The organism is Lentzea nigeriaca (assembly GCF_016907955.1).
GTDB classification, from domain to species: domain Bacteria; phylum Actinomycetota; class Actinomycetes; order Mycobacteriales; family Pseudonocardiaceae; genus Lentzea; species Lentzea nigeriaca.
In genome coordinates this window covers 594,047-616,747 of the sequence record NZ_JAFBCX010000003.1, presented here as the reverse complement: position 1 = coordinate 616,747, position 22,701 = coordinate 594,047, and the positions used below count along the sequence as shown (strand labels likewise).

22 protein-coding genes are annotated in these 22,701 nt (G+C 69.5%); 10 read left to right on the top strand and 12 right to left on the bottom strand.

Going from position 1 to position 22,701, the window contains the following annotated elements; all coding sequences use genetic code 11:
* Positions 1–32: 32 nt before the first annotated feature.
* The 3 genes from JOD27_RS13890 to JOD27_RS13880 all read right to left on the bottom strand — a co-directional run bounded on the left by JOD27_RS13890 (position 33) and on the right by JOD27_RS13880 (position 2,731).
* A complete protein-coding gene (locus JOD27_RS13890) occupies positions 33–1,457 on the bottom strand; it encodes a hypothetical protein (protein WP_204762603.1) in 1,425 nt (474 codons plus the stop codon).
* Positions 1,458–1,467: 10 nt separating this feature from the next.
* Entirely contained in the window at positions 1,468–2,085 is a 618-nt protein-coding gene (locus JOD27_RS13885) for a TetR/AcrR family transcriptional regulator (protein ID WP_204762602.1), read from the bottom strand.
* Between the two features lie 91 nt (positions 2,086–2,176).
* Entirely contained in the window at positions 2,177–2,731 is a 555-nt protein-coding gene (locus JOD27_RS13880; RefSeq protein WP_307830116.1) for a D-alanyl-D-alanine carboxypeptidase family protein, read from the bottom strand.
* 301 nt (positions 2,732–3,032) lie between these two features.
* Between JOD27_RS13880 and JOD27_RS13875 the strand changes: the two genes are divergently transcribed.
* The 3 genes from JOD27_RS13875 (at position 3,033) to JOD27_RS13865 (ending at position 5,831) form a co-directional block, all read left to right on the top strand.
* Positions 3,033–3,395 (top strand): SSI family serine proteinase inhibitor, encoded by a 363-nt coding sequence (locus JOD27_RS13875; protein WP_204762601.1) that lies wholly within the window; start codon positions 3,033–3,035, stop codon positions 3,393–3,395.
* Positions 3,396–3,525: 130 nt separating this feature from the next.
* On the top strand, positions 3,526–4,623 hold the full coding sequence (locus JOD27_RS13870; RefSeq protein ID WP_204762600.1) for a calcium:cation antiporter: 1,098 nt from the start codon (positions 3,526–3,528) through the stop codon (positions 4,621–4,623).
* Between the two features lie 77 nt (positions 4,624–4,700).
* Positions 4,701–5,831 carry a lipase family protein gene (locus tag JOD27_RS13865; RefSeq protein ID WP_204762599.1) on the top strand — a complete coding sequence of 377 codons (1,131 nt, stop codon included), beginning with the start codon at positions 4,701–4,703 and terminating at the stop codon, positions 5,829–5,831.
* Between the two features lie 110 nt (positions 5,832–5,941).
* Here JOD27_RS13865 and JOD27_RS13860 read toward each other — a convergent pair whose 3' ends face one another.
* Positions 5,942–6,397 (bottom strand): DUF3291 domain-containing protein, encoded by a 456-nt coding sequence (locus tag JOD27_RS13860; RefSeq protein ID WP_204762598.1) that lies wholly within the window; start codon positions 6,395–6,397, stop codon positions 5,942–5,944.
* 25 nt (positions 6,398–6,422) lie between these two features.
* On the opposite strand from JOD27_RS13860, the gene JOD27_RS13855 reads away from it, so the two are divergent.
* From JOD27_RS13855 to JOD27_RS13835, 5 genes are all read left to right on the top strand, one after another.
* A complete protein-coding gene (locus JOD27_RS13855; RefSeq protein ID WP_204762597.1) occupies positions 6,423–7,355 on the top strand; it encodes a D-2-hydroxyacid dehydrogenase family protein in 933 nt (310 codons plus the stop codon).
* 29 nt (positions 7,356–7,384) lie between these two features.
* Positions 7,385–7,837 (top strand): SRPBCC family protein, encoded by a 453-nt coding sequence (locus tag JOD27_RS13850; RefSeq protein ID WP_204762596.1) that lies wholly within the window; start codon positions 7,385–7,387, stop codon positions 7,835–7,837.
* An 88-nt stretch (positions 7,838–7,925) separates the two neighbouring features.
* Positions 7,926–8,516, top strand: coding sequence for a hypothetical protein (locus tag JOD27_RS13845; protein ID WP_204762595.1), 591 nt, complete (start codon positions 7,926–7,928; stop codon positions 8,514–8,516).
* Between the two features lie 324 nt (positions 8,517–8,840).
* On the top strand, positions 8,841–9,629 hold the full coding sequence (locus tag JOD27_RS13840) for an SCO2207 family protein (RefSeq protein WP_239567121.1): 789 nt from the start codon (positions 8,841–8,843) through the stop codon (positions 9,627–9,629).
* Positions 9,630–9,739: 110 nt separating this feature from the next.
* Positions 9,740–10,999 (top strand): MFS transporter, encoded by a 1,260-nt coding sequence (locus JOD27_RS13835; protein ID WP_204762594.1) that lies wholly within the window; start codon positions 9,740–9,742, stop codon positions 10,997–10,999.
* A gap of 3 nt (positions 11,000–11,002) precedes the next feature.
* On the opposite strand, the gene JOD27_RS13830 is transcribed toward JOD27_RS13835, so the two are convergent.
* The 8 genes from JOD27_RS13830 to JOD27_RS13795 form a co-directional block, all read right to left on the bottom strand.
* The gene (locus JOD27_RS13830) at positions 11,003–11,836 is read right to left on the bottom strand and encodes an XRE family transcriptional regulator (RefSeq protein WP_307830114.1); all 834 of its coding nucleotides are present in this window, start codon (positions 11,834–11,836) and stop codon (positions 11,003–11,005) included.
* 172 nt (positions 11,837–12,008) lie between these two features.
* On the bottom strand, positions 12,009–13,952 hold the full coding sequence (locus tag JOD27_RS13825; RefSeq protein ID WP_204762592.1) for a phage tail tape measure protein: 1,944 nt from the start codon (positions 13,950–13,952) through the stop codon (positions 12,009–12,011).
* Positions 13,952–14,263, bottom strand: coding sequence for a type VII secretion target (locus JOD27_RS13820; protein ID WP_204762591.1), 312 nt, complete (start codon positions 14,261–14,263; stop codon positions 13,952–13,954). The genes JOD27_RS13825 and JOD27_RS13820 overlap by 1 nt, the downstream gene beginning before the upstream one ends.
* Positions 14,264–14,288: 25 nt before the next feature.
* Positions 14,289–14,837 (bottom strand): YbaB/EbfC family nucleoid-associated protein, encoded by a 549-nt coding sequence (locus JOD27_RS46000; protein ID WP_204762590.1) that lies wholly within the window; start codon positions 14,835–14,837, stop codon positions 14,289–14,291.
* A gap of 44 nt (positions 14,838–14,881) precedes the next feature.
* Positions 14,882–15,640, bottom strand: coding sequence for an ESX secretion-associated protein EspG (locus JOD27_RS13810; RefSeq protein ID WP_204762589.1), 759 nt, complete (start codon positions 15,638–15,640; stop codon positions 14,882–14,884).
* The gene (locus JOD27_RS45995; protein WP_204762588.1) at positions 15,637–17,268 is read right to left on the bottom strand and encodes a PPE domain-containing protein; all 1,632 of its coding nucleotides are present in this window, start codon (positions 17,266–17,268) and stop codon (positions 15,637–15,639) included. The genes JOD27_RS13810 and JOD27_RS45995 overlap by 4 nt, the downstream gene beginning before the upstream one ends.
* A gap of 49 nt (positions 17,269–17,317) precedes the next feature.
* Positions 17,318–17,695 carry a hypothetical protein gene (locus JOD27_RS13800; RefSeq protein ID WP_204762587.1) on the bottom strand — a complete coding sequence of 126 codons (378 nt, stop codon included), beginning with the start codon at positions 17,693–17,695 and terminating at the stop codon, positions 17,318–17,320.
* 349 nt (positions 17,696–18,044) lie between these two features.
* Positions 18,045–19,865 carry a hypothetical protein gene (locus JOD27_RS13795; protein WP_307830113.1) on the bottom strand — a complete coding sequence of 607 codons (1,821 nt, stop codon included), beginning with the start codon at positions 19,863–19,865 and terminating at the stop codon, positions 18,045–18,047.
* 125 nt (positions 19,866–19,990) lie between these two features.
* Between JOD27_RS13795 and JOD27_RS13790 the strand changes: the two genes are divergently transcribed.
* Together JOD27_RS13790 and JOD27_RS13785 are read left to right on the top strand one after the other, a co-directional pair.
* Positions 19,991–21,448: an FG-GAP-like repeat-containing protein gene (locus tag JOD27_RS13790; protein WP_204762585.1), complete on the top strand. Its 1,458-nt coding sequence runs from the start codon at positions 19,991–19,993 to the stop codon at positions 21,446–21,448.
* A gap of 216 nt (positions 21,449–21,664) precedes the next feature.
* Positions 21,665–22,660 (top strand): hypothetical protein, encoded by a 996-nt coding sequence (locus JOD27_RS13785; protein WP_204762584.1) that lies wholly within the window; start codon positions 21,665–21,667, stop codon positions 22,658–22,660.
* Positions 22,661–22,701: the final 41 nt, after the last annotated feature.

The window sequence follows — 22,701 nt, the reverse complement described above, 5'->3', positions numbered from 1 at the left end:
CAAGGGACTACGGACGCGGGCACGGGTGCGGTTCACCACAGGAAGATCAGCCTGAGCAGCCCGACGACCAGGAACAGCCCGGGCACCAGCAGCAGGACCTTGCCGATCGTCGCGAGCATCCTGCTGTTGATCCGGTAGCCCATCGCCCGCCGGCGCGCCCCGATCTCCATCAGGGCTTTCTGCATAGCCCTGGCGACGTAGAAGGCCGGGGCGCCGTACTTGTTCCGCTCACCGGGAAACGGCCCGACCGGCTGCACCCGCGGCGTCCAGTCCTGGTCGAAGACGACCACGGCCGTCGTCCACTTGTCGTTGGTCACCGCCACTTTCGCCGGCGTGGGCAGGTGCGCGTCGAGCCGTTCGGCGAGATCGGGCCTGCCACCGGGCATGAGCAGCACGAGCTTGCCCGGCGGCTGTGTCGCCCGCGCCTGGTCGACCTCCCACCACAACCCGTCGCCCTCGCCGAGCCGCAACACGATCAGCTGCGACAGCTCCATCAGCTTGAGAACGCCCGGCTGCCAGTCGTCGCCCGGCAGGTAGAACCGCGCCGCGCCGAGCTGGGGAAGTTGCTCACCCGGCTGTCCCACGGCGATGACCGGCCCGAACGCCCCGAGCGCGCCGATGAGCTGCTCCTCGCGCGTGTGCACGCTGAGCAGCCCCGCTGACAGCGCGCCCGGCAGTTCGTCCACGACCGCCGAGTCCGGGTCGTCGCCGAAACCGCGCAGGTAGAGCACGGGTTTGCGGGAGTCGTCTCGGAGCGTTTCCGCCGCGCCCTTCGCCGAGCGGGGCCGTGAGTAGCGCAGGACGTAGTAGGCAATGGGCAGCGCGATGACGCCCACGGCCAGGACGACTCCTCTTGCGGCCCACGGGAGCTCATTGGCGCGCGTGGCCGCGACGACCGCGAGGAAACCGACCACCAGCAGCGTGTAGCCGATGCCGGTGACCACCATGAACACCGGACGCCGCCATGCGGGACGTGGCGGCACGTAATGGTTGACCAGTGCGACGACCTCGGCGTTGGCCTGGCGTTGTCGTCGGCGCAGGACAACTGCGATGGCGGCCAAGATTGTGCCGATGACCAGCCACGGTGTGGCGCGCCCCCACGACGCTGCTGATTCCGCGTCGAGGACCTTGCGGTCTTCCTCGATGTTCGCGTCCACGTCGGCGACGAACCGTTTGGCGAGGTCGAACTCGCCGGTCTCGGCTGAGCCGGTCGCGAGCGAGATCGAGGCGCGGGAGCTGCTGCGGGACGGAGTGCGGTCGACGAACCACCGGTATTCCTCGGAGACCTGGGTGGTGTCACCGCGGTCGAGGGCCTGGCGGAAGGCGGCCAGGTGGGCGGGAGCGTCGTCGAACTCGATGGCCTCGCGGAGATCGGTGGCTGCCGTGATCGCCAGAAGTGCTGCCACGTAACCGATGACGACCGCTACTGCTGTGACGAGCCGGGCCACCGTTCGCATCCGGTCGATGCTACGGGCGTGTGATCGCCGCCAGCATGAGTTCGCGAATCTCCGCGGCGATCTCATCCACCGCGAGCGGCGGCTCGTGCGCCTGCCACTCCCGCAGCAACCCGGTGATCGCCCCCACCAGCGCGATCGCCGTCAACCGGTACGACCGCCGCGGTGCCACTCCCGCGGCCGCCGCCCGCAGCGCCTCCGACTCGATGAACTCCGCCCACGTGTTCACCCACCGCACGTGCTGTTGCTCGATCTCCGCGTTGACCCCGACGGCTTCCACGTAGTTGAGGCGCGGCGCACGGGGGTCGGCGGTCACGGCGTGCACGAACACGTTCAGGAGCGTCGCGATCCTCGTGCGCACGTCGGCCGTCTCCAGCGACGTGAGCGCGGTGCGGACCTCCGCGAACGCCGTGGCGTTGATCAGGTCGTGCAGCTCGCGCAGCAGGTCTTCCTTGGAGGCGAACTCCTCGTAGAAGTTGCGGGTGGAGACGCCCGCTTCCGTGCACAGCTCGGAGATCTTGGTGGCCGCGAAGCCCGTGGTGGTGAAGAGCGCGAGGCCTGCCTGCAGCAACCGGGCGCGGCGCTCGGCTCTGCGCTGCTCGGGTGACACACCGGCGTAGGCACGGGCCACGGAACGGACTCCAATCCGGTAATCGACGTTGTCAGATTACGTCGGCGCAACCTCGTGCGCACCCCAGGCGTCTAGACCTTTACACGGGCACTCAGCTGCCGGTCGCGCTCTTCTCCAGCGGGGGACAGCCGCCCGTGGAGTAGGTGGCGTTGTACTCGAAATGCCACTGCTCGTTTTCGTAACGGCGGCACCAGCCGAGGGTGCTGCCGTTTTTCTCGACCCATTTCGCCGATTCGATCGGCTGAATGTCGACGGCGAATCCGCGCACGTGCATCGACCTGTCCGGCGGGTTCAGGACATAGCGCGAGGCGAGCTCCGCTGTGCCGAACTTCTGCACGGCCTCGTCGAACTCCTTCTGCTGTTGCTGCCTGCTGCGCTTGCCGTCGTTCAGGCAGAGCTGAACGCCCTGCTCAGAGGCCTTGGTGCGCAACGACTTCCAGGCCTGCAGCACCTCCGGGCGCAGGCCTTGCGGCGACTCGTCGAGGTAGCGGGCGTCGATTGCGCACTTCGGTCCGTCCGCCGGGCCGGGCACTTCCTCGAGAATCGCGAGCGGCTTTCCGGGGTGCCGGTCGAACACGAGCGTCAATCTGCCCAGGTATCCCAGCGCGCCGCCGGTTGAAACCACGAGTGTGACGATCAGCAGCACGCCGAACACGACGCGTCTGGAGGTCTTGGACATGAATCGAATAATACGTCCGCGCGCAACGGTGTCTGTCAGCGTCCCGTAACAGTCTCTCGGCAGCTGTGTCCCCGTGTGCGTGGCGGAGAACACATCCATTCGGCCCAATCACGCTTTCGGCGGAGCAGACAAATGTGATCGGTGAACGAATCCTGGCCCCTTTCGCGGCCACGAAACATGCTGGCAACATCTGCGGCGGCCGAGAACCGGCCCGTTTTTGTGAGGTCTCAGGAGGACCGCTTTCATGTTCGGCCGCATTTTTGCGATCGTGTTCGTATCAGCTCTCGCGTTCGCCGGCACCGCGCAGGCCGCCCCGGCCGCAGCCGGGAACACCGCGCTCGTGCTGACGGTGCAGTACTCGGACGTCGAGGACAACGCCTTCAAGGCGACCGTCCTGACCTGCGGACGAGGCGATTCGCACCCCCGCAGGGCCCAGGCCTGCGCCACCCTGGCGTCCGCCGGGGCCGACCTGCAGTCCATTCGGTCGGACGACCGCGCGTGCACGTTCATCTACGCGCCGGTCGAGGTCACCATGTTCGGCTTCTGGCGGGGCAAGCCCGTCTCGGAGGTCCAGACCTACCCGAACTCGTGCGTCATGCTGGCGCACACCGGTGCTGTTTTCGATTTCTAGGGTTCGATCACGGCACCGGAAATAATGTGCGGCGGGGCGCGGCAGGGGCGCTCCGCCGCACATTTTCTCGTACCGAAATCAGTTGTGAGCCGAATGGCGGAAGCGCCGCCGGACGTGCGAGGGTGTGATCATGGCCGCCACCTCGCGCTTCTCGCTGCTGTCCTGGACGACCATCGCCCCCGTGTTCGGCGTGCTGCTGCTCGCCCTGGCATGGGGACGTGACCTCGCACCGGTGCTCGTCGCGCTGGTCGCCGTCGTCCTCGCCGTCACGGTGCTCGCCGCCGTGCACCACGCGGAGGTCGTGGCGCTGCGGGTGGGGGAGCCGTTCGGATCACTGGTCCTGGCGGTCGCGGTGACGATCATCGAGGTGGCCCTGATCGTCACGCTGATGGTGTCCGGCGGCCCCGAGGCGTCGTCACTCGCACGCGACACCGTGTTCGCCGCGGTCATGATCACGACGAACGGCATCGTCGGCATCGCGTTGCTGCTCGGCGCCCTGAAGCACGGCACGACCCTCTTCAACGCCGAGGGCAGCGGCGGCGCGCTGGCCACGGTGATCACGCTCGCCACCCTCACGCTGGTGCTGCCGACGTTCACCACGACCACGCCCGGCCCCGAGTTCTCCGGCCCGCAGCTCGCGTTCGCCGCGCTCGCCTCCCTGGCCCTGTACGCGATGTTCGTGTTCACCCAGACCGTCCGCCACCGCGACTTCTTCCTGCCCGTCACCGAGGACGGCGTGATCGAGACCGAGGAACACGCCGAGGCGCCGTCCGGGAAGGCCGCGCTGGCCTCGCTCGGACTGCTGCTCGTCGCCCTCGTCGCGGTGGTCGGCCTCGCGAAGATCGAGTCACCGGCGATCGAGGCCGGTGTGCGGGCCGCCGGTTTCCCGCAGTCGTTCGTCGGCGTCGTCATCGCGCTGCTGGTGCTGCTGCCCGAGACCATCGCCGCCTCCCGAGCCGCGTTGCGCGACCGCATCCAGACCAGCCTCAACCTCGGCTACGGCTCGGCGATCGCGAGCATCGGCCTCACGATCCCGACGATCTCGCTCGCCACCGTGTGGCTCGACGGACCGTTGATGCTCGGCCTCGGCCCGATGCAGATGGTCCTGCTGCTGCTCACGGTTCTCGTCAGCGTGCTGACCGTCGTGCCCGGCCGCGCCACCCGGCTCCAGGGCGGTGTGCACCTGGTGCTGCTGGCGGCCTTCCTGTTCCTCGCTGTGAATCCGTAAACCCGAAGAGGCTCTTGCGACGTTACGACGTTCGGCCCTACATTGCGGTAACGCCGGTTACCAAAAAGGGGTCCACGATGCAGTTCCGCACCGTGCTTGCCGCCGTTCTCCTGTTATCAGCCCTGGTCACGCCCGCCGCCGCGGCCGCACCGGGCGATCTGGTCAGCAGTCGGGAGGTGGCGTGGCATCCGGAGCCCCTGGGGGTGCTGCCGGCACCCGTGAAGGCCTACGACATCCGCTACCGCTCGACGTCCGCGACGGGCACGGGCAACGTGGTGTCCGGCATGGTCCTGGTCTCGCCGCTGCCGTGGACCAACGGCCCGCGCCCGATCGTCGCGTACGCGATGGGCACGCAGGGCATGGCCGACCGTTGCGCGCCCTCGCAGCAGTTGCAGAACGGCACCGAGATCGAGATCGCGTTCCTCTCGCAGGCCATGTTCCACGGCTGGGCCGTCGCGATCACCGACTACGAAGGCCTTGGTACGCCTGGAGATCACACCTATGCCGTCGCCCGTTCGGAAGGCCGGGCGCTGCTCGACGTCGCACGGGCCGCGAGTCACATCCCCGGCCTGTCCGCGGCCGCCCCGGTCGGCGTTTTCGGTTACTCGCAAGGTGGTCAGGCCGCGTCGGCAGCTGCTGAGCAGTGGAAGGCCTATGCGCCAGAGCTGAACGTCGTCGGTGCCGCGGCCGGTGGTGTGCCGGCCGACGCCAACGCGGTCGCGAAGTTCAACGACGGCAACGCCGGTTCGGGCCTGGCTTTCGCGGCGGCGGCGGGGTACGCCGCGGCCTATCCCGAACTGCCGCTGGCCGAGGTCCTGAACGAGCGGGGCAAGCAGGTCGTCGACCGGATCCGCAACTCGTGCGTCGCCCGGATCGCTTTGGTGGCACCGTTCACGCGACTCAACTCGCTGACCACGCGGCCGGACGTGATCCAGGACGCGGTGTGGCAGAAGCGGCTGGTGGAGAACACGCTCGGGTCGGTGAAGCCTGCCGCGCCCGTATACCTCTACCACGGCACGATCGACGAGCTCATTCCGTTCGCCGTCGGGCAGAAGCTGCGTTCACAGTGGTGCTCGCTGGGTGCTGACGTGCAGTGGACCGCGCTTCCATTGCTCGCTCACATCGCCGCGGTCAGCGCGTGGGGTTCCAATGCCCTGAACTGGCTCGGTGATCGCTTCGCCGGCAAGGTCACGCACCCCAACTGCTGATCACCGCGGCGGCGAGAGCCGGCGAACCCGATCCACGCCAACACCGCGGAACCCGCTGCCGTGAAAGCGAAGTGAGGAGATCGATCCGCGGCCGCCAATGGAGATCGTCGTCAGAGAGGCTCTGGCGCCGGGAACCTCCGCTGGAACGTGAACCCCTCCGGCGTCGGGCCTTCCCGCCGGACCAGGTCGAGCTTCGCGAGCCCTTCCTCGGTCGTCGGCTGATACCCGGCGGGTACCCACCACATCACGTCGAGGGCGGTGGCCGGGTCGAACCACTTCGCGCTGCGCTGCACCGCCTCCAGGTGGATGCCGCCGAACGTGAAGGCCCACAACGACTCGACCGACTCCCACACGCTGAGGTTGAACGCCTCCAGCATCGGGTCGCGCCCCAGCCGGCGCAGGTCCTCCATCATCCGCTCCGACGTCGGCCGCCACACGAAACCGGGCGCCTGGTGCGCCAGCTCGTTGATCGGGTCGACCCTGCTCGCGAACCCGCGCATCCGCCAGTGGTCGAACGGCCAGAGCCCGGTCGAGATGTTGGCCTGTGCCAGGTGGAAGTCCCCCATGCCACCACTCTGACATGATCACCCCATGAGGTGTGTGGTGCTGGACGACTACCAGGGTGTGGCTCTCGCGAACGCGGACTGGTCGGGCCTCGACGTGACGGTGCTGCGCGAGCACCTCGACGACCCGGCGGACGCGCTGGCCGACGCCGAGTGCGTCGTGATCATGCGCGAGCGCACGCCGTTCACCGCTGAGCTGTTCGCCCGGCTGCCGAAGCTGCGACTGCTGATCACCAGCGGCATGCGCAACGCCTCGATCGACCTCGACGCCGCCAAGGCACACGGCGTCACGGTCTGCGGCACCGGCAGCGCGAAGACCCCGCCGACCGAGCTGACCTGGGCACTCATCCTCGGCCTCGCCCGGCACATCGCCGTCGAGAACGCGGCCTTCCACGACGGGGGACCGTGGCAGAGCACCGTCGGAGTCGACCTCGCCGGTGCCACCCTCGGCCTCGTCGGCTTCGGTCACCTCGGCAAGGCCGTCGGCCGCATCGGCAAGGCGTTCGGCATGGACGTCGTGGCGTGGAGCCAGAACCTGAAGGCCGAGCGCACGGAGGCCGAGGGCGTGCGCCTCGCGTCCTCCTTGCACGACCTGCTCGGCCAGTCGGACTTCGCGTCCGTCCACCTTGTACTCGGCGACCGCAGCCGGGGCCTGGTCGACGCCGCCGCGCTCGCGACGATGAAGCCCACGTCGTTCCTGATCAACACCTCGCGCGCGGCCATCGTGGACAACGCCGCACTGCTGGAGGCGTTGCGGGAACGCCGGATCGCCGGCGTGGGCCTCGACGTCTTCGAGATCGAGCCGCTGCCGCTGAACGACGAGCTCAGGACGTTGCCGAACGTGCTGGCGACCCCGCACCTCGGCTACGTCACGGCCACGAACTACCGCACGTACTTCACCGAAGCCGTCGAGGACATCCACGCCTTTCTCCGTGGCACGCCCGTCCGTGAGCTGTCGTAACGGACCCTACTCGTAGTAAGTTCTGCGGCATGACGCCTGACGCTTCCGCGCACGTTGACGTGGCGGCCTCGCCGCAGCGGGTGTTCGAGCTGATCAGCGACCTGCACAGGCTGGGTGGCGTCGCAGAGGAGTACGCGGGAGGCCGGTGGCTCGGTGCCGCCGGCCCTTCCGTGGGAGCCCGGTTCCGCGGGGTGAACCGGCGCGGATGGCGGGTGTGGCCGACGGTCTCCACGGTCACCGACTGCTCGGTTTCGCGGTTCGCGTTCGAGGTGAAGTCGCTCGGCATGGCGGTGTCGCGGTGGCAGTACGACATCGAGGAGACTCCTTCCGGCTGTCGTGTCACCGAGTCCACCTGGGACCGGCGGCCTGCCTGGTACAAGCCGATCACGGTGCTGGCGACCGGGGTGAAGGACCGCGCCGTGACGAACCAGCGCAACATCGAGGCGACGCTGGAGCGGTTGAAGCAGGCCGCGGAGGCCTGATCCGCTGTCCGCTGGACCGGATGTAGCCAGGCGATCGGCACCGTTCAACCGATTGCGGTGACCTGGGTGCTCCGGCAGTGTTCAGGACATGGTCGTCCTCGCTGATGCGGGCTCGCAGGTGTGGTTCTTCGGCCCGGTCAACGCCGACGTCTTCGCGGCGTGGGGTCAGGTGATCGGTGCCGCGGGCACGCTTTTGGCGGTCGTCGTGGCGGCCTGGATCGCGATTCGTGACGGCCGGTACCGAGATGCGGAACGCCGGGACAACGAGGCAATGCACGCGCGGCTGGTCTCCGGTTTCCGCGCGTCGAATCCACCACACCTGACCATCAGCTATTCGAATTACGGAAACTGCCCGGTGACCAGTGTGCGGGTCGTCGACGTCGTCGGACGGTTCGGCGAGACGCATTCCATCGGCTGGTCGATCGACGGCTCGGCCGAACCGTACGTGCTGGGTGCCATCGGGCCGGGGCAGACGGTGACCACCCCGCCGATTTCCCTCACCTGGCCGGAGGGGCACCAGGTCGACGAGACGGCGGCGCTGTACTACCCGACCATAGTTTTCTTCGACACCAACGGTCGCTGGTGGGAACGCCGGGCCCACGATCAGCCCCGGCGCCTGCTCAGTTCCCCGGCGGTGGTTCCCCGGCTGCCGTCGCGGAACGCGCCAGGTCACGTGTAGCTGTCGAACGGCGAAGCCGGCCCGCGTCGAACGCCGTCGAACGGCAGAGGTGCCGACCACCCCGCTCCGCCTGTCGGGGCGGCCCCGCTCGGTCTGTTCACGATTCACGAACCGAACCGCGGTCACCATCGGGAAAACCGGCTCTGACCAGCAAGATCACGAACGCCGCAAAACCTTAAACGCATTTAAAAACCCATGTGGTCTAGTCCGATTTGAACCCCGTCCGTGACCTCCCCGTAGTCATCGGTACAACACCGATCGACCCCCGAGGAGAATCGAATGGGCGCTCGACACCGCAAGCCCGCCATGATCGGCGCGGGCGCCATGCTCGCGGTCGCTGCTGTCGCCGGTGGCTTCTTCGCCTTCAGCGGCACCGACTCGAACGCGGCTGAGGACTGCGGCGGTCTGGACAAGGCCCTGCAGAACAACCTGAACTTCATCGCCGGGCAGCAGGCGAACCCCGACGCTCAGTCGGACGCTCGCATCGCCAACCGGCAGGCGGTGGTCAACCTGATCAACCAGCGGCGTCAGGCGGCCGGCTGCGGCAGCAAGGTCGAGGCGAAGGCCGAGAAGGGCCAGGCCGCCACGTCCGGAGAGGACTGCGGCGGGCTGGACAAGGCGCTGCAGAACAACCTCAACTTCATCGCGGGCCAGAAGGCCAACCCGGACGCGCAGTCCGAGGCCCGCATCGCGAACCGGCAGGCCGTGGTCGACCTCATCCAGCAGCGACGCAAGGCGGCGGGCTGCAAGGGTGACGGCGGCGCGGCGCAGGGCAACGCCAACCAGGGCAACGCCAACCAGGGCCAGAACACGGCTCAGCCCCAGAAGCCCGACGCGAACCAGGGCAACACCGGCGGCGCGTCCGGCCAGCAGGTCTGCAAGGGTTCGACGGTCACGCTGTCCGGTGAGGGCGGCGCGCCCGCCGCGTCGAGCGGCGAGTTCCCGATCGGCACCACGCTGAAGGTGACCAACCTGGACAACAACAAGTCCACCACCGTGAAGGTGGCCTCGGTGTCCGGCAGCTGCGCGCTGCTGAACAACGCCGCCTTCGAACAGGTGCGTGAGCCCGGCAAGTTCCTGATCCGCAACGCCAAGATCGAGAAGATCGGCTGACGACTGTCCACAACGGACGGGCACATCCGCGTGGCGCGGGGTGTGCCCGTCCGTTGTGTTGTGCGGACGATTCCGGCTGACGGAGAAACGGTTCCGCGGGCGACGCTTGGATGAGATCTTGGTCTTCAGGCCAGCTGTCGAACAGTGCCGGAGTGAGCCAAGTGACCGAGAAAACGCAGTCACAGTCCGTCTTCCGGAGCGTGTCGTTCGTGCGCTTGTGGACAGGCACGACCGCGTCGGGGCTCGCGATGTGGGCCCTGCCGTTCGTGCTGGGCCTGGCCGTGCTCGAACGCTCGATCACCGCCGTCGAGCTGGGTGTCGTGCTGGCCACCAGAACAGCGGGATTCCTCGCCGCGGTTCCCGTCGCCGGTGTGCTCGCTGACCGGTATCCCCGCCGTCGTGTGGTCTTCTGGTCCTGCGTGACGGCCGCGGTCACGACACCGGTCATCGCCACGGGCATGGGCAGGTCCCTGGTGCTGATGGCCGTCGCCGCCGCGATCGTCGGAGCGGGCCAGGGCGCGTGCCGGCCCGCGTTCCAGGCGCTCGTGGCCGAGGTGGTGCCGGAGTCGCAACGACAGCAGGCCAACGCGGCGACCACGCTGGCCGTGCGGGTGACGACGTTGGTCGGGCCCAGCCTCGCCGCGCTCGCCGCGGTGCTCGTGGACGCCCGCACGCTGCTGGCGGTGACGGGGGTGGTGTGGCTGTGCGCGGCGCTGGTGCCACCGGCGGGGGCGGGCAAGCCGCATCCGGGCTCCACTCGAACGGGTTTCGTCGCCGATTTCGTCGAAGGCATCAGGGAGGCCCGCCGCCACCCGTGGTTCCTCGCCGGGCTCGGCGCGTTGAGCGTGGTGATCGCCACCGGCTACTCGGCGTCTGCCGTTCTGCTGCCGGTCGTGAGCAGGGATCGGTACCACACGGAGGCGGTGCTGGCGGCCGCGACGACCGCGCACACCCTCGGCGCACTCGCGGGCGCGGTGCTGATCGCCCGCTGGCGGCCGCGTGCGGCCGGATGGGCGGCGCTGGCCGGACTCGGCTGCTACGCGCTCATCCCGTTGAGCCTGTTGCTGCCGGTGCACCTCGTCGTCGTGGTCGCCGCCTACGCCGTCGCGGGAATCGGCATCGAGCTGTTCAACGTGCCGTGGTTCACCGCGACCCAGCGCGAGGTCGAGCCTGCCAAGCTCGCCCGTGTGTCCTCTTTGGACTTCCTGCTGTCGTACGGGCTCGCGCCGGTCGGCCTGGCCCTCGTCGCGCCGGCGGTCGACCAGCTCGGTGTGGGCGTCGTGCTCGGTGGCTGTGCGCTGATCTGCCTCGCGGCTCCCGCCGCTGCCGCGCTGGTCCCGTCATCGCGCGGGTTCAGCGCCAGGACGTGACCCTCACCAGTCCCAGCGAAACCCGCGAATCCCCGGCTGCACGTCCAGTGCGACGTCCAGCAGGGTCTGGCTAGGCTCCACGCGCGAGTTGTCGGCGAGCTGGACGACCGAGGCCGGTGGCGCCCCCTCGAAGGTCACCTCCAGCACGTACTCTCGCGTGGGCAGCCGGAACTTGCGCTCGTAGCTGAAGGCTAGCGGGCTCAGCTCGGAGTTGACGAGCTCGTGCTCGACCACGATGCTCTCACCCTTGCGCAGCACGCGGTCGAACAGCAGTTCGGCGACCAGGAAACCCTGTTCCTCGTCGCGCACCAGCTGCCCGATCCGGCAGTTGCGCAACGTGCGCACCTCGGGCAGTGGCCGGTCGTACTCGTCGCTGTGCATGATCACGACCCACCGGTCGGGCCCGTCCATCGCCGCGGACAGCACCTGGCGCGACCGGAAGGACCGCTCGCTCCGGTCTGCCCCGATGGTCACGAAGTCCTGCTGGCTCACCCGGATCAGCTGGTCGTCCCACCGCGTCTCCAGGTCGAGCAGCGCGTGCTCCACGCAGGACGGCTCCGGCCAGAACTCAGGAGCCCTGCGCAGCCACCGGCCACGCGGCCGGGACGACCCGAGGAGCTCGGAGAGGTGGCCGGGCGGCACCTGCAGGATGTGTTCCAAGTGGACGACGGCCTGCAGGGACTTCTGGCGCTCCGGCCGGCTGCGGCCGGTCTGCCAGTAGCTCAGCGTCGCCATCGAGACGGACACGCCGTGCTGCGAGAGGTGTTCGCGGAGGCGCTCCAGACCGAGACCGCGATTCGTGATCGCCGTTCGGAGCGCTTCCGCGAACTCGTTCACATCCCTCAAGCTAAAGCATCACTGCCGGGGGCGGTAGGTCACCTGACCGTTCACCACGGCCAGGTCGAGCTCCACGGCGACCTGGGCCTGGGCGCCAACCAGCACTGGCCGGAGCCGGCGCGGGAGTTCCGCGCCGACTCCGACCAGCAGACCTGCCGCGAGGTGATCGACCTCAGTGCTGTGCGTTGTAGTCCCTCAGGTCACCCATGAAGCCCTCGGTCCCCTTCCGGGTGGCGGTGTCGGGTGCCAGCTCCTTCCACAACTCGTGGGCGTAGTGCAGAAGCGTGCCCGTCGCGAACGCCTTTCCGGCGATCATGAAGTGGCCACCCGGTGCGGCGAGCTCCTCGAAGTTCTTGATCCACTGGCTGATGCCGGCGGCCTCCTCGGGAGTCTTGCCGAACTTGGTCTTGAGCACGTCGTCCAGGTGGTCCTTGCCGTACTTGCTGAAGTCGTCCATGTGGTTCTTGACCTCGGCCCACGACAGCTTGTTCCACGGGGTGGAGCCACCGCCGGCGCCGCCCGCGCCGCCCGTGCCCGGCGCGTTCGGGTCCGGTGGCTTGGGCGCGGCGGGGTCCGGTGGCTTGGGCGCGGTGGCGTCCGGCGGCTTCGGTCCACCGGTCGGTGACGGGGGCAGCGGGATGTCCTGCGGCGGTCGCGGTGATCCGGCACCCGGTGACGGGGGCAGCGGGATGTCCTGCGGTGGCCGCGGTGATCCGGCACCGGGTGACGGGGGCAGCGGGATGTCCTGCGGCGGCTTGACGTTGGTGTTGATCGGCGGTGGGGTCACCCCCGACGTGCTCGTCGAGCCACCACCTCCGCCCGACGGCTTCGGTCCACCGGTCGGTGACGGGGGCAGCGGGATGTCCTGCGGCGGTCGCGGTGATCCGGCACCCGGTGACGGGGGCAGCGGGATGTCCTGCGGTGGCCGCGGTGATCCGGCACCGGGTGACGGGGGCAGCGGGATGTCCTGCGGCGGCTTGACGTTGGTGTTGATCGGCGGTGGGGTCACCCCCGACGTGCTCGTCGAGCCCCCACCGGTCTCCGGTGGTTTCGTCACCGGTGGGCCGTCGGGCGTCGTGTCCGTCTTGCCCGCGCCGCCTGCGGCACCTCCGCCATTGGGCTCCGGTGGCTTCGTCACCGGTGGGCCGTCAGGCGTGCCCGTCTTGCCGCCACCACCGGCGGCGCCCCCGCCATTGGGCTCCGGCGGCTTCGACACCGGCGGGCCGCTCGGCGGCGGCGCACCGCCGCCGGAGGGTCCGTCGCCGCCCTTGATGGTCGGCGCGTCTCCTGCCGGGCCCTTGACCGGCGGCGGGGTCGGCACGGTGGCCGAACCGCCACCCTTGCCGGCGGCGGCGGTGTTGTCGCCCATCTTCGCCAGCGCCGAACCGAGCTCGTCGGTGGACTTCGCGGCGCCGGTCAGGAACCCCTTGAGCTTGGTGATGTGGTTCAGGATCCGGCTGAGAGCCTGCAGAGCGGTGGCGACCGCGGTACCGATGAACGCGACGATCGACGCACCGAACGTGATCGGCGCCAGGCCGGCGGCCACCAGCGCGCCACCGATCAGGTTGCCGACCACCATGGCGATGATGTCGCGGACCAGGGACCTGGTCGCGGTCACGCAGGCGCCCATCGTGCCCATGATCTTGCCGGCGGCGTTCATCGCCTCGCCGACGGCCTGGAGCTCCTTGCCGACCTGGAGCATGATCTTGCGGAAGCTGTCGGCCGCCTCGCCGGCCCAGCCGTCCAGCTTCTTCAGAGCCGCCACGTGCGCGGTGGCGAACTCGTCGTACTTCTTGGCTTCGTCGGTGATCTTCGCGGTCTCCTGCCGGATGGCGATGTTGTCGCCCATCAGCAGGTCGAGCGGTTCACGCAGGAAGAAGATGTGGTCGATCAGCCAGCCGACACCGGCACCGATGACCGCGCCCAGCGGGTTCAGGGCGGCACCGACGACGTCGAACGCGAGACCGACGCTGTACGCGGCGATCGCCGCGTCGTTCTTGTCCTGCACGGCCTTCGTCAGACCGGCCACGGTGTCGACCATGCCGGCGCCGGAGAAGCCGTCCGTCCACTCGGTACCTTCGCCGAAGCCGGGAGTCAGGGTGAGTCCCCGAGCCATCACGCCCTCCCGCTGAAGGTGTTGGCGTTGCCCTCTTCAGTACCGGCGTACGTGTCCGCGGTCTGCTTCGTGTTCTTCGCGGCCTCGTGCAGACTCGCCTCGTACTTCCCGATGCACGACGAGGCGTCCCTCAAGTTCTTGTCGACGGCGATGTAGAAGAGCCCGCCGACGATGCCCCACACCGTGGGGGTGTATTTGACGCTGTCGATGACGCTCTTCGACGATCCGAGCTGGTCGGCGATCGACTGCACGTGCGTTGCGAACGTCCGGAGATCTTCCGGGGCGACCGTGAACTGCCCACCGCTGGTCATCGGCGCCTCCCTCGGTCAGTTGAGATCACCACGGGTTGTTGTCCTCGTCCATGTCGTCGTTCGCCGGGCGGGGTCGCCGGGCGGGAGGTGCGGGAGGTGCTGGAGGTGCGGGAGGCGGTGCGGCGCCCCAGGAAGGGGCCGGCGGCCGGGGCGGAGCGGGCGCGGACGGCGGCTCGTGCTCGTCCACGGCGGCCGCGTACGGGTCGTGGTCGTCCTCCTCTTCCTCCACGGCCGGCGGGAGGTAGGACATCACCAGGTTCATCGACTCGGTGCCCGCGCCGAGCGGCTGGAACGCCTCGAGCATCTTCTCCGAGGCGGCGCGCTGCGCCTTGCCGACGGCCTCCATGATCGACGCTTGCAGTCGTTGCGGACTCATGCCCGCCGCGCGCTCGGTCAGCTCGATGCCCTGCAACGCTCCGGTCGGCGCGATCGTCACCCGCACCGCGTGGTCCTTCGACATCGCGGTCGCCGACGAGTGCGCCAGGTTGTCCTGCAGTTCAGCCGTCTTCACCGAGAGGTCGGCGATCTTCGCCTGCATGTCCTGCATCCAGCGGTCCGGATCGACTCCGGCCATCCGCTGTGCGTCTATTGGTCCCAACGGGTCCACGAAATTCCCTCTCATGCCAGCACGGCGTTGATTCGAGTTGCGATGCGATCGTTGTCTGTGGGCGAGAGGCTCAGCCAGCCGTTCGCGTTCACCATCAGATAGCGGCCCTGGTGGGTGTCGAACCAGTTGATGACCACGTCGGCACGTTGCCGGCCGTGCGTCACGCCGAACTGGCCGCCCGCGACGCGGTTCGCGGTCAGCTCACCCACCTGCGCCGCGTCCTGAGGGGACAGACCAGACCGCTGCAGCGCCTTTTTGTCGTCGAGCTCGTCATCGGCCGCACCCCACGGGTCCTCCGACTCCTCGTCGTCCGCCTCCTGCAGCGCCACGGCGTCGACGAGCGCCTGCAGCCGCACGGAGAGGGCGGTGCCCGGCCCGGGCTTGCCGTCGGGCAGCACCTCGACGATCTCGCGCGCGAGGCCGGTCGGCCTGATGCCCGTCAGGCCGACGCGGCCGTCGTCGATGATCGCCAGCACGGCCAGGTCGCCGTTCGACGCGGCGAGCGCGCGGACGAGCCGGTCGAGGCCAGCGACGGCGTCCACGGACACCTCGTGGTCGTCGAGCAGGCGCAGGTAGTCCTCGAGCTGTTCGTCGTCCGCCAGACCCCGTTCGCGCAGCCCTGCAAGCGTCTGTTCCTGCAGCGCCTTGCGTTCCGACTCGGTCGCGCCCTCGGTGGGCACGTCGAGCGGGTAGGGCATGCGGCCGAGGCGCAGGGTGTGCCACAGCACGTCGAACTCGCGCGGCGACAGCAGGTACTCGGGCGTGATCAAGACTGCTCGGGCCCCTTCTGCTTCTTCGGCTTGGTGCCACCGATCACCGACGGCGGCAGGTTCTCGCCCGGCACCTCGAACAGGTCGCCGCCCATGATGTAGCTGGCGGACTTGCGTTCCTTGTCCTCGCCGCCGCGGCCGCCGGCGGCACCGGCACCCGCGCCCATCCCGGCCCCGCCCGCCGCGCTGCCCGCCGCGGCGGAGGCACCGGGCAGCGTCATGCCCGTGGGCATCGCGCGGCCACCCTGAGCCACACCTGCCGCACCACCGGACTGCATCGCGCCGCCGCCACCCGCGGCACCGGCGCCGCCGAAACCGCCACCGAAACCGCCGGCGCCGCCCTTCATGGCCGCCGCCGCGGCGGCCGCGGCACCGGCGCCACCACCAGCTGCAGCACCGCCGCCGCCACCGCCGCCGCCACCGGTGACTCCAGGAGTCATGCCCTTGGGCAGGTTCGTGTCCTTGGGGAGGTAGGTGTTCGGATCGTTGAGGCCGGGTGGGATCGTCGGTTTCGGCGTGGTCACGTTCGGCCGCGGCGTCGAGCCGGGCCTGTTGATCGGTCCTGCGCCGGGATAGGGCGTGCCACCACCGGAGAACTGCGGCTTGTAGTCGGTGCCACTGGTGTAGGTGTTGCCGCCACCACCCGAGAAGGACTGCGGCGTGTACGAGGAAGGCTGCGGCGTGTACGTCGCGGCCGCCGCGGCCGTGAGGTCCGGCCGGATCGGCGGGGGAGGCGTGGCCCAGCTACCGCCTCCGGAGCCACCGGCCGGAGTCGCGGCGGCGGCGGGTGTGTAGGAGCCACCGGTCGGCATTGCGGCGGCGTCGGGAGCGTAGGAGCCACCAGCCGGCATCGCGGCGGCAGCGGGAGTGTAGGAGCCGGCGCCCGGCGGAACGGCGCCCGGCGAGAGCGCGGTGCCGGTCGGAGCGGTCGCGGTGCCTGCACCGGCGCCCTGCGGGTGCGTGGACGTCAGCGCGTCCGCGCCCCTGAGCGTGCTCACGGGAGCCAGGCGCCGCGTCGCCAAGACCGGCTCCTCGACCTTGCCGGTGGTCGGGTTGAACGGCGGTTTGAAGGTCGGCGTCGACGTGTCGATCTGCCGGGAGTTGGCCTCCATGTTGGTCATCACGGCGATCGCCTGGTCGTGCGCCGCACGCGCCTTCGCGTTGGTGACAGCGATGTCAGCGGCCGCCATCACGAAGGCGGGCGTGCCCGGCCCGGCGAGGACCGTGGCGACCTTGGCCCAGTCGAACTGGACGGGCGCGGGCATCTGCGCCCGCGCGGCCTCCATGACGTTGCCCTGCTCGGAGACCTTCTTGCCGACGTCGACGGCCGTGCGGGCGGTCTCGTCGACCCAGTCGCCGAGCTTCTTCATCGCGTCGCGGGCGGCTTCGGCGGCACCGCCCGTCCACTTGGACTCCGACGCGGTGATGACGGCGTTGATGGTGCGAGCGGCCTCGGTCAGCTCGGAGCCGTACTTGCCCCACTCGGAGCTGATCTGGCCGGCCTGACCGGGGTCGTTGTTGGTGTGCACAGCGGCGTAGAGCTCTTGGTGTGAGCGCGACGCCCAGTTCTGGGGGTCCGTGAGGACGGGCTTGTTCTCGAACTCGCTGGGGTCGGTCTCGGGGGGCATGACCGGCTCGCCTCTCGCGTCGGTGGAGTCAGCTGGATCCGAGCCGGGATCAGCTGTTCATGATTTTCTTCAGTTCGGCTTGCTTTTCCTCGTCGAGGCGGGTGAAGTTCTCGATCGCCTCGACGATCGAGTTCTTCGTCTGCTCCAGCACTGTGCGGTACGCGGTCATGACGCTGACGAACGAGTCCTGCTCACCCTCGGCCCGCTGGGTGAACTTCTCCCGCATGGCGTCGCCGACCGGGTTGGCGCCCAGCGGCGCGGGAAGGGCGATGCTGTGGTTGGCGCGTTCGATCCACGAGTCGACTTGGTCGATCTGAGCCTGGAACTGCTTGCGGAGCTCCTCGCCCGCGGCCGGGTCGAGTTGCACCTCACCCGAGCTGACCGTGTCGCGCAGCGGGACGGCATCGTTGTCACCGACGATGTACATGTGTGCAGTATCAAGTAGCTTTAGGGAGAAATCTCGTATTCCGGTTCACGGGTGACCAATTGAGATCCACTGTTCACAATCCCTTGCCGTGCACGGAAACGGGCGCCCGGCCCAGGGGTGACCGGTGATCAGGAAGATCGTTTTCCCAGGTCGTGGAAGCGCTCTCGGCCATCTGCCCGTTCGGGCATCGGATCTTTGTTCACACCGGCGGGACGGCTCTTGACTCAAACTTTCCGTGTTCTAAATCACACCGGATTGGAGCTTGCTCTTAGGCTTGGCTTGAGGGTGTGACCGTTGTTCATCACTGACCAATATTGTGCGATTTCCGTTGCTGGAGCGGCAAAGCGGCTCACGGCGCGGGTGTGTAGCTGCACCGCCTGCCCGTTCGGACGTGGTCGCGCACGTGGTCGCCGATCATCGGGTCGGCCGACGCCAGTGCGGTCACCGCGCGCCGGATCGCCTTGCCCACAGCGATTCGGGCACGTTCCCCGGAGTCGGGGAACGACCGGGGTCTGCCGCCCAGCCCGGTGGCCGCCGCGATCTCGCCCGCGAGCCAGTCGTGCTCTGCCCGCTCGGCCTCGCCGAGATCGCGTTCACGCAGCTCCGCGAGCCTGTTCCGGTACTGCCGCAACGCTTCCGGGTCGAGCCGGTCCTGCGCCGTGACGTCTCCGGTGAGCGCGTTCGTGCCCGCGACGAGCTCCGCCGCGTCGATCTCCCTGCCGGGGTTGGCGACGAGTACCGCGAGGTGCGCCATGCCGATCCCGCCGTCGACGAGGACGCTCCGGCCGCCGAGGCGGACGAGCCATTTCCTGCCCTCGCGCCGCACCGACAGCTCCGCGTCGGGAGGTGCCGCGACACCGAGTTCCGCGGCCTCCTGGGCACAGGTGGCGAGCTGGCGGCGTGCTTCCTCGACCTCGCCCGCCCGTTCCAGCGCCTCCGCGTACTTCCGCCGTGACGACAGCACCGCGGGCCAGTGCCCGAGCGCCAGGTTGTCGCGCACCGCGGATTTGAGGTGCGCCACCGCCAGATCGACGTCGCCGAACGTCAGCGCCGCGAGCCCGAGCGGGTGCTCCGCAGAGCCGAAGCACGTGACGGCGAGGCTCGCCATCAACGGCAGCCGCGCGAACGGCAGCAGGATCTCGTAGACCTCGCGGGCGACGTCGGCGTCACCGAGCAGGTGCGCCGCGTCCGCCACCCCGCTCATCGTCACGAGCCACGTGCTGGAACGGGGCAGCGACGCGAGCCCGTGCCTGCACAGCATCGCGAGGGCGCCCTGGGCCTTGCGCCGGTCGCCGGACAACGCGGCGGCGACCGCGAGCGCGGCGAAGAACGAGTTGTCGACCGTGCTCAGGGTCGGCGAGTGCACCAGGTGGTCGAGCAGCGGGAACAGCTCCGCCGTGCGGCCCTGGTACCAGCGGATCGCGCAGAGCTGGGCTCCGTACCAGGCGGTGGCGTCCACGTCGCCGACCTCGGCACCGAGCTGGGCGCTCGCTCCCGCCAGCTGCTCGGCCTCGGCGAACCGGCCGTCGCGGATCGCGAGCATCACCTCGACCGCGCTCACCACGAACCGCACGGCGAGGTGATCCTCGTGCTTGAGCCGCTCCTGTAGATCTGTGAGACGGCGGACGGCGTGCGGGTCGGCGGCGAGGAAGTGGTCGACCACCTGCCACAGCAACGCCATCATCAGGTCGCCCTGGCGTCCGCTGCGCAGGCTCTCGGTGATCATCTCCGCGGCGAGTTCCTTGCGCAGCTCCACGTGGCCCGGCCCGAGGACGCAGTGGTGCGCGAGGCTGAGTGCCTCCACGCGGACGACCGGGTCGGCGACCTGCCGGGCCTCGTCGAGCAGTCCGAGGACGTTCGAGTGCTCGTTGGCCTGGTAGTCGCTTTCGGCGGTGAGACGCAGCCGCAGTCGCAACGCGATGGCGGACTTCGGTTCCACCAGCGTGAGCGCGTGCCTGATCCGCGACCGCACCAGCTCCGCCTCGGCGGCGGTGCGGTGCTCGTGCACCCACACGCCACCGGCGCCGAGTGCCGCCGCGACGAGCGTGTGCACGTCACCGGCGCGTTGGGCGGCCTCGTAGGCCTCGGCGAACCGTTCCCGGCTGGTGCGCAGGTCCCCGTTCTCCGCCAGCGCTCGGGTGCCTGCTGCCAACAACGACTCGGGCGTCACGCCGCACACCCAAGCAGACGCGTGGAACTGAGGTGGAACGGGGTGGAACGCCTCAGATCGTGAACCGTCGAACAGGATTTGCTTTAGGGGGCAATGCTTTGAGGCGCAATGCGTGGAGACGCGCGGTGGGTGCCGTCGCCGTGGTGCTCGCGGGTCTGCTGCCCGCGGCACCGGCGGCCGCGGCGCCCGTTCCGACCGCGAAGTACGCGCTGGCGGCGTTCGGGTACGACCAGGGGTGGCGAACCGACCGGCACATCCGCACGCTCGTGGACGTCACGCGCGACGGCAAGGCCGACATCGTCGCGTTCGGCGACGACGGCGTGTGGACGTCGATCGCACTGGGAGGCGGCGGTTTCGCCCCACCCAAGTTCGTCCTCGGGGGCTATGGCTACAACTCCGGCTGGCGGATCGGCAAGCATCCGCGCTGGGTCGCGGACATCACCGGGGACGGCTTCGCGGACCTGGTGGGGTCCGGGCCCGACGGCGTGTGGACCGCGGTGGGCAAGGGGGACGGGTCCTTCGGCCCGATGCGGTTCGTCGCGGGGATCTTCGGTTCCAACGGGCGGCCGGGCCCGCTGAGCGTGCAGCTGGGCGACGCGAACCTCGACGGACGCGCCGACCTCTACGCGTTCGCCGACGGACGGGTGGACGTCTCACTGGCCACCGGCGACGGCGGTTTCGCCCTGCCGTACCTCGCGACCGCCGAGTTCACCCTGGACCGCTTCGACTTCACCCAGTTCAAGCTCGCGAACATCGGCGGTGACAAGCGACCGGACATCCTCTCGGTCCGCTACAGCCCCTCTGTCGTGCCGATGTCGGCGATCGCCCGCCCGGACGGCACCTACGGCGTCTCGCAGACGTCGACTAGCAACGCCGACCAGTCCGCGAACGCCGTCTTCAGCGTCGCCGACATCACCGGTGACGGCTTCGCCGACGCGATCCGCTTCGGCTACGACGCCAACACCTACACCGGCCGTGCGACCGGCGGCGGCACCTTCACCACGTTCGGCGTGGGCGTCGGCTACTTCGGCTACAACAACGGCGCCGGTTACGGCACCTCGTCGCAGCCGTCGCCGTCGATCGGAGATGTCACGCACGACGGCCGCGCGGACATCGTCGGCTTCGGCTCCAACGGCGTGGTGTCCGCGGTGTCTCGCGGTGACGGCACGTTCGGCCCGGCCCGCCGGGTGAACGCGGACTTCGGTTCCGAGAGCGGGTGGACGGTCGCCCAGCATCCGAGGGTCCTGGCGGACATCACGGGTGACGGCGCCGCGGACGTCGTGGGCTTCGGCAACAAGGGCGTGTTCGTCGCGATCGCCGACGGGAGCGGCGGGTTCGGCGGTGGTCCCGCGGTTGTGGCCGTGCCGGGGTTGCGCGGCCTCACCTACGACGAGGCGCTGGCACGACTCGGCGCGGAGGGCCTGAAGGCCGGTACCACCACCGGGGTCGCGGCACCTGCCTGCGGTGACATCGACCGCGTGGTGAGCAGCAACCCGCCGGCGGGCAAGGAGGTCGCGGCCGGGTCCGTCGTGAATCTGACGATCGGCAAGCAACCGCCAGGAAGCTGCCCGGTCCCGTCGTAAGGGAGGCGGTGGGACCGGGACGAGTGGGACCCCCAGCCCGCTCGTGAGGGGGAGAGGCCGTGTACGGCTCATTTGAGCCGTACACGGCCTCTGTCGCATTGGTCCCGAGCGTGCCGTTCTGGATGGCCGACCGCCGAGATCACGGCTCGGCTGGCGCCGGTAACTGTCTCACCGCTCGCCGGAATCCCTTCCGCGCCACCGGTTCCGGTTACCACCGTGTCTGCCCCGCGTTCGAGGCCGAAGCCCGCGCCGGTATCAGCGTCGTCCACACCAGAAGCCGCACCGGCACCTTCGGCCGATGCCGTCGTGGTCGACCTGCCCGCCACCCGACCGCAACCGCTCGACGTCGTCGACCGGCCCAGCACCCCGGCGGAGCAGACGCTGTTCGGCCAGAGCGCCGGATCCGCCTACACCGAGCCGCTGGCCTCGGTGAACGTCGCCCTGTCGGCGCGGCCGATGCTGCGCACCGACGCCAAGGCAGACCTCGTCGCCGTCTGCCTGTACCTCGGCCGAGGGGCCTGCCTCGACCAGTTCGACGGCTACCTGCCGTGCCTGGTGTCCGGGTTGCGACGGCTGCCGACGCATCGCAAAGTCGTGCTGCGCCAGATGAACCAGCACGACGCGGACAAGGGCGCGATCCTGTGGGAGCCCGGCTTCCTCGACGCGAGCACCCAACTCGACATCACCACCGCGGCCGCCGGTCTCGACCTGCTGATCTGGCCGGTGTCCGCCCGGCGCACGACCGAGCTGCTCGCCGGACGTGTCGTCGAGGAGGCCGTGTTCCCGGCAGGGCCGCGATTCAAGGTGCTGGCCGTGCGCACCCGCGAGGACGAGGGTGGCCCGCAGCGGGCGTTCCTGGTGCGCGAGCTCGCCAAGGACGAGGACCCGGAGTCGGTGGAGGCGCTGGCACGGGACGCGGCCGCGTTGTCCCGCCTGGAGCGCGCGTGGGAGCAGCGGCAGCGGGCCGAGCTGCGGCTGGTCGAGGACGAGGACGTGGTGGCACGGCTGGACCGCGCCGCTGTCCGTGGCCGTGCGCGCGCAGGTGCACGAGACGTTCGAAGCGGCGTCCTAGGTGTCCCGCGCCGGAATTCCGTAGCAGAAGTCCAGTCTTGTTTCTTTTGGCACGCGGGGGCCTTTCGTCCGCTCCGAGAGTACGAAAGCTCCCCGCGTACTGTTCAGCACCGGCGTGTCGTGGCTGGACACGCCGGGTAGTGAGGAACGACTTCGTTGCCGGATTTCCAGCGCAGGACACT

Coding starts and splice junctions, on each gene's coding strand:
- JOD27_RS13890 (WP_204762603.1), bottom strand. CDS start 1,457: ATGCGAACGGTGGCCCGGCTCGTCACAGCAGTAGCGGTCGTCATCGGT.
- JOD27_RS13870 (WP_204762600.1), top strand. CDS start 3,526: ATGGCCGCCACCTCGCGCTTCTCGCTGCTGTCCTGGACGACCATCGCC.
- JOD27_RS13865 (WP_204762599.1), top strand. CDS start 4,701: ATGCAGTTCCGCACCGTGCTTGCCGCCGTTCTCCTGTTATCAGCCCTG.
- JOD27_RS13860 (WP_204762598.1), bottom strand. CDS start 6,397: ATGGGGGACTTCCACCTGGCACAGGCCAACATCTCGACCGGGCTCTGG.
- JOD27_RS13855 (WP_204762597.1), top strand. CDS start 6,423: ATGAGGTGTGTGGTGCTGGACGACTACCAGGGTGTGGCTCTCGCGAAC.
- JOD27_RS13850 (WP_204762596.1), top strand. CDS start 7,385: ATGACGCCTGACGCTTCCGCGCACGTTGACGTGGCGGCCTCGCCGCAG.
- JOD27_RS13845 (WP_204762595.1), top strand. CDS start 7,926: ATGGTCGTCCTCGCTGATGCGGGCTCGCAGGTGTGGTTCTTCGGCCCG.
- JOD27_RS13840 (WP_239567121.1), top strand. CDS start 8,841: ATGCTCGCGGTCGCTGCTGTCGCCGGTGGCTTCTTCGCCTTCAGCGGC.
- JOD27_RS13835 (WP_204762594.1), top strand. CDS start 9,740: ATGAGATCTTGGTCTTCAGGCCAGCTGTCGAACAGTGCCGGAGTGAGC.
- JOD27_RS13825 (WP_204762592.1), bottom strand. CDS start 13,952: ATGGCTCGGGGACTCACCCTGACTCCCGGCTTCGGCGAAGGTACCGAG.
- JOD27_RS13820 (WP_204762591.1), bottom strand. CDS start 14,263: ATGACCAGCGGTGGGCAGTTCACGGTCGCCCCGGAAGATCTCCGGACG.
- JOD27_RS46000 (WP_204762590.1), bottom strand. CDS start 14,837: ATGGCCGGAGTCGATCCGGACCGCTGGATGCAGGACATGCAGGCGAAG.
- JOD27_RS45995 (WP_204762588.1), bottom strand. CDS start 17,268: ATGCCCCCCGAGACCGACCCCAGCGAGTTCGAGAACAAGCCCGTCCTC.
- JOD27_RS13800 (WP_204762587.1), bottom strand. CDS start 17,695: ATGTACATCGTCGGTGACAACGATGCCGTCCCGCTGCGCGACACGGTC.